The organism is Streptomyces glaucus (assembly GCF_039533365.1).
In the GTDB taxonomy this organism is placed as follows: domain Bacteria; phylum Actinomycetota; class Actinomycetes; order Streptomycetales; family Streptomycetaceae; genus Streptomyces; species Streptomyces glaucus.
Map to the genome: position 1 here is coordinate 1 of NZ_BAAATK010000103.1, position 6,759 is coordinate 6,759.

The 6,759-nt window shown below is 73.0% G+C and carries 5 protein-coding genes and 4 pseudogenes; 6 read left to right on the top strand and 3 right to left on the bottom strand.

The window, feature by feature from the left end; all coding sequences use genetic code 11:
* Positions 1 to 301: 301 nt before the first annotated feature.
* Entirely contained in the window at positions 302 to 2,419 is a 2,118-nt protein-coding gene (locus ABD363_RS32105; protein WP_344609987.1) for a S9 family peptidase, read from the bottom strand.
* 195 nt (positions 2,420 to 2,614) lie between these two features.
* Here ABD363_RS32105 and ABD363_RS32110 point away from each other — a divergent pair, with 195 nt between their 5' ends.
* Positions 2,615 to 2,809, top strand: coding sequence for a hypothetical protein (locus ABD363_RS32110; protein ID WP_344609988.1), 195 nt, complete (start codon positions 2,615 to 2,617; stop codon positions 2,807 to 2,809).
* 345 nt (positions 2,810 to 3,154) lie between these two features.
* Here ABD363_RS32110 and ABD363_RS32115 read toward each other — a convergent pair whose 3' ends face one another.
* Together ABD363_RS32115 and ABD363_RS32120 are read right to left on the bottom strand one after the other, a co-directional pair.
* Positions 3,155 to 3,364, bottom strand: a complete 210-nt coding sequence (locus tag ABD363_RS32115; protein ID WP_344609989.1) for a DUF397 domain-containing protein — start codon at positions 3,362 to 3,364, stop codon at positions 3,155 to 3,157.
* Positions 3,361 to 3,888 (bottom strand): annotated as a pseudogene (locus ABD363_RS32120) (DUF5753 domain-containing protein); the annotation flags it as partial. The pseudogene ABD363_RS32120 and the gene ABD363_RS32115, both read right to left, overlap by 4 nt.
* On the opposite strand from ABD363_RS32120, the pseudogene ABD363_RS32125 reads away from it, so the two are divergent.
* The 5 genes and pseudogenes from ABD363_RS32125 to ABD363_RS32145 all read left to right on the top strand — a co-directional run.
* Positions 3,875 to 4,051: pseudogene (locus ABD363_RS32125) on the top strand (ATP-binding protein); the annotation flags it as partial. The pseudogenes ABD363_RS32120 and ABD363_RS32125 sit on opposite strands and share 14 nt — an antisense overlap.
* 254 nt (positions 4,052 to 4,305) lie before the next feature.
* A pseudogene (locus ABD363_RS32130) lies at positions 4,306 to 4,744 on the top strand (Uma2 family endonuclease); the annotation flags it as partial.
* Between the two features lie 70 nt (positions 4,745 to 4,814).
* Positions 4,815 to 5,687 carry an N-acetyl-1-D-myo-inositol-2-amino-2-deoxy-alpha-D-glucopyranoside deacetylase gene (mshB, locus tag ABD363_RS32135; protein WP_344609990.1) on the top strand — a complete coding sequence of 291 codons (873 nt, stop codon included), beginning with the start codon at positions 4,815 to 4,817 and terminating at the stop codon, positions 5,685 to 5,687.
* Positions 5,684 to 6,094, top strand: a complete 411-nt coding sequence (locus ABD363_RS32140; RefSeq protein WP_344609991.1) for a DUF6113 family protein — start codon at positions 5,684 to 5,686, stop codon at positions 6,092 to 6,094. The genes mshB and ABD363_RS32140 overlap by 4 nt, the downstream gene beginning before the upstream one ends.
* Before the next feature lie 184 nt (positions 6,095 to 6,278).
* Positions 6,279 to 6,759 (top strand): annotated as a pseudogene (locus ABD363_RS32145) (hypothetical protein); the annotation flags it as partial.

Sequence of the window (6,759 nt, forward strand, 5' to 3'; positions counted from 1 at the left end):
TCCGCACCCGCTGCTGGAAGGCGCAGGACAAGTGCGCCCAGGAGGTGCCGCTGCTGGCGGTCCCCGAGCGGTTCAAGGGCACCGACTCCCCGGCCGCCCACGCCTCGGCCTGCCACTTCGCCGAGGAGAAGCAGGTGGTCCCGGCGGCGGCGCACGGCAACGGGCCGGGGTGACATGGCGCACCCCGGCCCGTTTACGGCACCCGCACGGCCGTACGCTGTTCAGCCTCCCGCGTCCGTATATCGGTACGGATTCCGTGAAGTTGCCTGTGTGTTAACGCGGTTCGCCCGCGTTCGCCCCGCTATGCCGGGCCCAAGGCCCGCCGGAGGAAGTCGACCTGAAGGAGCAGCAGGTTCTCGGCGACCTGTTCCTGCGGGGTCATGTGGGTCACGCCGGACAGCGGCAGCACCTCGTGCGGGCGGCCGGCGGCCAGCAGCGCCGAGGACAGGCGCAGGGCGTGCGCGAAGACCACGTTGTCGTCGGCCGTGCCGTGCACGATCATCAGCGGGCGGTGCGGCTCGGCGGGCGCGGACAGCCCGTCGTCGGTGACCAGGGAGCTCTTGGCGTAGGCCGCCGGCTGCGCGGCCGGATCGCCCAGGTACCGCTCCGTGTAGTGCGTGTCGTACAGCCGCCAGTCGGTGACCGGGGCGCCCGCGATGCCCGCGTGGAAGACGTCCGGGCGGCGCAGCACCGCCAGCGCCGCGAGCCAGCCGCCGTACGACCAGCCGCGGATCGCCACCCGGGACAGGTCCAGCGGGTACGTCCCGGCGAGCGCGTGCAGCGCCTCGACCTGGTCGTCGAGGGAGACGGTGAGGTCGTGGTGGACCGCCTTCTCCCAGGCGGGGGAGCGGCCGGGGGTGCCGCGGCCGTCGGCGACGATCACCGCGAACCCCTGGTCGGCGAACCACTGCGAGGTCAGGTGGGCGTTGTGCGCGGCCACCACCCGCGGGCCGTGCGGACCGCCGTAGGGATCCAGGAGAACCGGCAGGGGAGTGTCCCCGGCGTAGTCCCGAGGCATAAGCACGGCGCACGGAATGCGGCGTGCGCCCCCCTGGGTGAGCGTCACCCGCGGGGACATGCCGGGATCCTCGGCGTACGACGGGACGGCCGCCACGGGCTTCCCGTCCCGCAGCACCCGCACCCGGGCGCCCGGCCGGTCGAGCGTGGCGGAGACCAGTACGGTCACACCCCCGGCGCGCACCGCGGAGTGCACGCCGGGCTCCTGCGACAGGCGCTCCACGCCGAGCTCGTTCACCCGGTAGACGTGCACCTGGCCGGTCTCCGGATCGGCTGCCTCCTCACCCGCCGAGGCCGAGACCAGCACGTCGTCGTCGGACACGTCCAGCACCGCCCGGATGTGCAGCTGCGGGCCGGTCAGCGGCCGTTCGCCGACCGCCAGCACCCGCGCGCCGCCCTCGTCGGCGATCCGCACGAGCTGTCCGGAAGGGCTCCAGCACGGCACTCCAGCGAAAAGTTCCAGCCAAATTGGATCATCGTCCGCGTGCACCATGCGGGTCGCCCCCGAGTCGGGGTCCACGGCCAGGAACACCTGGCTGCGCTGATCGCGCGCCTGGACCAGCAACAGCGGCGCACCCGCCGCTGACCAGTGCACTCGTGCCAGATACGGGTAACGGTCCCGGTCCCAGACGACCTCCGTGCGCTCCCCGCCGAGACCGATCACGAACAGCCGCACGTCCGCGTTGTCCGTGCCCGCCGCCGGATAGCGGACGTGGTGTGGATCACGTTCCGGGTGGGCCGGATCGGAGATCCACCACCGCCGCACCGGCGTGTCGTCCACACGCGCCACCAGCAGCCGGTCCGACTCCGGGGACCACCAGAAACCCCGCGAACGCCCCATCTCCTCGGCCGCGATGAATTCGGACAATCCATAGGTGACCGATTCCGACTCCGGGGCGGCGAGCGCCCGGTCGCCCTCGCCGTCGGCTCCCACGACCCGCAGCGCGCCCCGGGCGACGTAGGCGACGTGCCGTCCGTCGGGGGCGGGCCGGGGGTCGATCACCGGACCGGGGACGCGGAGTTCACGGGTCGCGCCGGTCCCCGGCCCGGCCGTGAAAAGCCGCCCTGACAAGGTGAAAGAGGCCAGCTCGACGGCCGCGTCGGTGGCGTAGCCGACGATGCCGGCGCCGCCTTCGCGGCTGCGTTCGCGCCGTGCCCGCTCCTCGGGGGAGAGCCGCTCCGTCACGCCGCCCAGCAGGACGCGCGGGTCGGCCACGAGGCGTTCGGTGCCGTCCGCCAGGTCGAGCACCCACAGCGAACTCGCCCGGTCCGTGCCGGAACCGGAGCGCAGGAAGACGACACGTGAGCCGTCGGGAGCCACAGTGAACGAACGCGGCGCGCCGAGCGTGAACCGCTGGGTCCGGGCGTGCCGTCGGGGGAAAGAGTCAGCCTCGGTCTGCATCCCCCGACCATATTGGCCATGCGCCCCCTTGTGCGGCCGTGCGCCGACCGATGCACACGGACGGATAGTTATGATCACTAGCGCATAGTGGGTATGAACCTGCTTGCTGTTGTACGGATTTACCTGCCCCCACGACCGACCCGTCCGACCCCGTCCGACCCCCCTCGTCCCTGGGTTCTTTGGAGGTGAGCCGCCGTGGCACTCTCGATTTCGGCGGTGGTGCTGCTGGCGATCATCGTCTTCCTGCTGATCAAGAAGTCAGGATTGAAGACCGGGCATGCCGTCATCTGCATGCTTCTCGGCTTCTACCTCGCCTCCTCGACCGTCGCGCCCACGATCAGTGAGCTGACGACGAACATCGCGGGGATGATCGGCAGCATCAAGTTCTGAGCACCGCGTCCTCCGGCCGGGACCCGGGGCCGGCCCTCGGGCCCCGGCCGGGGTCAGCGTCTCACCCGTCCCTCCCTCCGGCTTCCCCGGATCGGGCCCGGTAAGCCCGGCGGACCGGGGGCGCACGGGGGACAAGGACGGCGCACGGACCGGGACTCCCCGGCCGCCGGCCGGCCGCACGCCCCGATCCGGACGACCACGCACGCCGACGGGACCTTCACGGCCGTCACCGGGGCCCGCCGGCCGCTCCGGCACGCCCTGACGCGTTCACGGCCACCGCCCGCTTCCCGGGGGGACTTGGACGTACCGGAGCCCCGGACCGGGCAGCAGCCGGCAGCCGCCGGATCAGCCCTCGACCGCGTACGGCACGAAGCCGGCCCAGGCGGCGGGGGAGAAGGCCAGCCGGGGACCCTCGACGTTCTTCGAGTCGCGGACGTGGACGGTGCCGGGTTCGGTGGCGATCTCGACGCAGGAGTCGCCTTCCGGGCCGCTGCTGTAACTGCTCTTGAACCACGCCAGGTCGGAGGTGTCCCTGGCGGAGGCCTTGCGGATCATGTTTCTCCCAGCAATCGCTCGATGAGGGCCGGTGTCTCCCCGGGCGGAAGAGCTTGCGCCCGGATCGTGCCATATCGCAGTTCGAGAATGCGCAGTTGCCTCGGTTCGGAGGCCGGGCGGCCGTTGAACGCGCCGTCGGAACGCCCCACCGCTGTTCCGTCCTCGAACTTCAGCAACTCGATCCTGCCGCTCATGCCGGGATGGGCGACGCTGTCCATCGGCATGACCTGGAGCGAGACGTTGTTCAACTGCCCCACTTCCAGCAAGCGTTCGAATTGCTGTTTCCGCGCCATTGTGCCCCCGACGCGGCGGCGAAGCGTCGCCTCCTCCAGGACGAAGCTGAGGGAGGGAGCCGGTGAGCGATCGAAGATCGACAACCGTGCCATGCGCGCGGCCACCAAACGCTCCACTTCCTCGGCCGGGTAAGGAGGCTGGCGCACTTCGAACAGGGCGCGTGCGTACTCGGGTGTCTGCAAAAGGCCCGCGATGCTGCTGCACTCGTAGACCCCGATCTCCACCGCCCGCCTCGCCCGCCTGCTCGCGGTGGAGGCGCTGCGGAGCTGGGGGCTGCCGCACGAGACGGCGGGCCAGGTCGTCGCCGAACTGGCGGCCAACGCGGCCACCCACGGCCGCGTCCCGGGCCGCAGCTTCCGCCTCACGCTCCACGTGGCCGGCGCCACGCTCCGGTGCCGGCGGCGCCTGAAAGACGAGGAACGCCGGGGGAAGGCACCCTGCCGGGCCCCGTCCCTCCCGCCCGCGGCCCGCGCTCACCCGGGCGGGCGGACACCGCCTGATACGGAACCGCGACGGCTGCGACCGCGGCTTTTGCACACCCGACCCCGACGCCCGCCGCGGTGACCGCCGAACCGGCCTCCAGGAGGCCGCCTGGCGTGAAAGCGACGACCCTCGCCCCTGGGCACGGACGACGAGGAGCGAGCACGATGACCATCGCACCCGGCGCGCCAGGGCGTCTCCCACCTGTACCGGGCCATGCGCGATGTCGTTCGGTCCATGGACGACACGCTGCCCGGCAAGTCCGAGGTCACCAAGGAAGGGACCGTCCACGACATGACGTCGGCCGGAGGGCCCCACGAGGTCACGGCCGCGCACGTCGGCCGCCGTCTGGAGAAGGTCATGCCGGACGAGCTGCCGGCCCACAACGGCACGCCTGATGTGGAGGACGTCCCCGAGGGCGTCATGCGGCACCCGGACGTGCTGGTGATCGCCTGGACCGACCTGAACGTCAAGGGTTCCGTCGATCCCCGTACGGCCGTCGCCGCCGTCGGGATCGTCTCCCGTTCCAACCCGGACAACGACTGGGTCGGCAGGCTGCGCGACCATCCCCTGCTCGGCATCCCCGTCCACGCGGTCTTCGCCCCCGTGCCCGACGGCGCGGGCCAAGGGGCCGGGGCGCGGTGAACGGCGATCCGGCGCCTCATAGGCTGGGGCCATGACGGAACTGCCCCCCCGGCGTCTGCTGCTGGTGCACGCCCACCCGGACGACGAGTCGATCAACAACGGCGCCACCATGGCCCGATACGCGGCCGAGGGCGCCCATGTGACGTTGGTCACCTGCACCCTCGGCGAGCGCGGCGAGGTCATCCCGCCCGGCCTGGCCCACCTGAGCGGCCCCGCCCTCGGGCAGCACCGGGCGGGGGAGCTGCGGGACGCGATGCGCGCCCTCGGCGTCGAGGACGTCCGCCTGCTCGGCGGCGCCGGACGCTACGGCGACTCCGGGATGATGGGCCTGCCCGACAACGACGACCCCGCCTGCTTCTGGCAGGCCGACGTCGACGAGGCGGCCGCACTGCTCGTCGAGGTGATCCGCGAGGTCCGCCCCCAGGTCCTCGTCACCTACGACGACAACGGCGGCTACGGCCACCCCGACCACGTCCAGGCCCACCGCGTCGCCATGCGCGCGGTCGAACTGGCCGAGGAGGCGGGCTGCCCCGTCGCCAAGGTCTACTGGAACCGCGTGCCGCGCTCCGTCGCCGAGGAGTCCTTCGCCCGGCTCCGGGACGACCTGCCCGGCCTGCCCTTCACCGGGGCGGCCACGGTCGACGACGTCCCCGGCGTCGTGCCCGACGAGCGGATCACCACCGAGATCGACGGCACCGCCCACGCCGCCGCCAAGGCCGCCGCGATGCGCGCGCACGCCACGCAGATCACGGTGGCGGAGCCGTACTTCGTCCTCTCGAACGACCTGGCGCAGCCCCTGTTCACCACCGAGTACTACGAGTTGGTGCGCGGCGAGCGCGGCTCCGGGGTGCGGGAGACCGATCTGTTCGCCGGCCTCGGCCTGGGCATCGGGGACGCGTCATGAGCGACCGCACGCCGATGCTGGCCCAGCCGCTGCGACCGCCCTCCGCCGGGCGGGCCGCCGCCTACCTGGGACTGTTCGTGCTCGGCGCGGCGGCCGGCGTGGCCGGGGCGCTGGTGCAGCCCGCGTGGTTCCCGGGCGGGCTGCTGCTCGCCCTCGCCGGGGAGGCCGGACTCTGCCTGGGCGCGGCCCGCGCCGTCGGCGGCCGGGCCGGGGCCGTCGCGCCCGCCGCCGGCTGGATGCTCGCCGTCGTCCTGCTCACCACCAGCCGCCCCGAGGGGGACTTCGTCTTCGCCGCGGGCGGCGGCTCCTACCTGTTCCTGCTCGGCGGCATCGTCGTGGCTGTGATGTGCGCCACCCTCGCGCCGGGGCGGCAACCCGGCGGCGGTCCGGTCCGACTTGGCAAGTGACGTACCACTTCGCCGTGGCGTGTGCGTGCGGGTCCGGTGGGGGTTTCCCCAGTGGCCCTGGAATACCGGCCAGAAGTGGCCAGTATGGTGGTGCGCGCCGCCGAGCTTTCCCCAGCTCCTGGAGCAGGGGGACCCCCCACCGTGAGATCGTGACGGGCGGCGGAGCCAACCGGGAGAACCTGCCTTGAGTCGTGAAACTGACAGTCCGTCCTCCGGGCCCAACGGGCGCGGCGGAGCCGCATATCCGTCGGGCACGCCGCCCTACGGGACCTCTGTGGCGTCCGGTGACGGTGCGGGCGCGGGCCGTTCGGCCACGCGGCCGGAGGACCGCAAGACCGAGACGACGCTGACGACCCGGATCCGGATCAACATCCCCGGATCGCGGCCCATCCCGCCGGTCGTGGTGCGCAAACCCGTCGCGGACGGCGAGGGCGCGAACGGCTCCGACACCGACGCCGAGGCACCGGCGTCGGACGCCACCGCGTCCACGGGCGCCGTCGAGTCTCCCGCCGCACCCGCCCGGCCCGCCGAGGAGAAGACGACCAGCGACTGGTTCGCGCCACGCAAGCCTCCGGTGAGCAAGGGCGGCCAGGGCGGCGGCGCCACCGACGGCGCCGGCCGGGGCGCGGGCGCGCCCGGCGGCGGGCGGCCCGGCGGCCCGGTGC

Coding starts and splice junctions, on each gene's coding strand:
- ABD363_RS32105 (WP_344609987.1), bottom strand. CDS start 2,419: ATGCAGACCGAGGCTGACTCTTTCCCCCGACGGCACGCCCGGACCCAG.
- ABD363_RS32115 (WP_344609989.1), bottom strand. CDS start 3,364: ATGATCCGCAAGGCCTCCGCCAGGGACACCTCCGACCTGGCGTGGTTC.
- mshB (WP_344609990.1), top strand. CDS start 4,815: ATGACGGAACTGCCCCCCCGGCGTCTGCTGCTGGTGCACGCCCACCCG.
- ABD363_RS32140 (WP_344609991.1), top strand. CDS start 5,684: ATGAGCGACCGCACGCCGATGCTGGCCCAGCCGCTGCGACCGCCCTCC.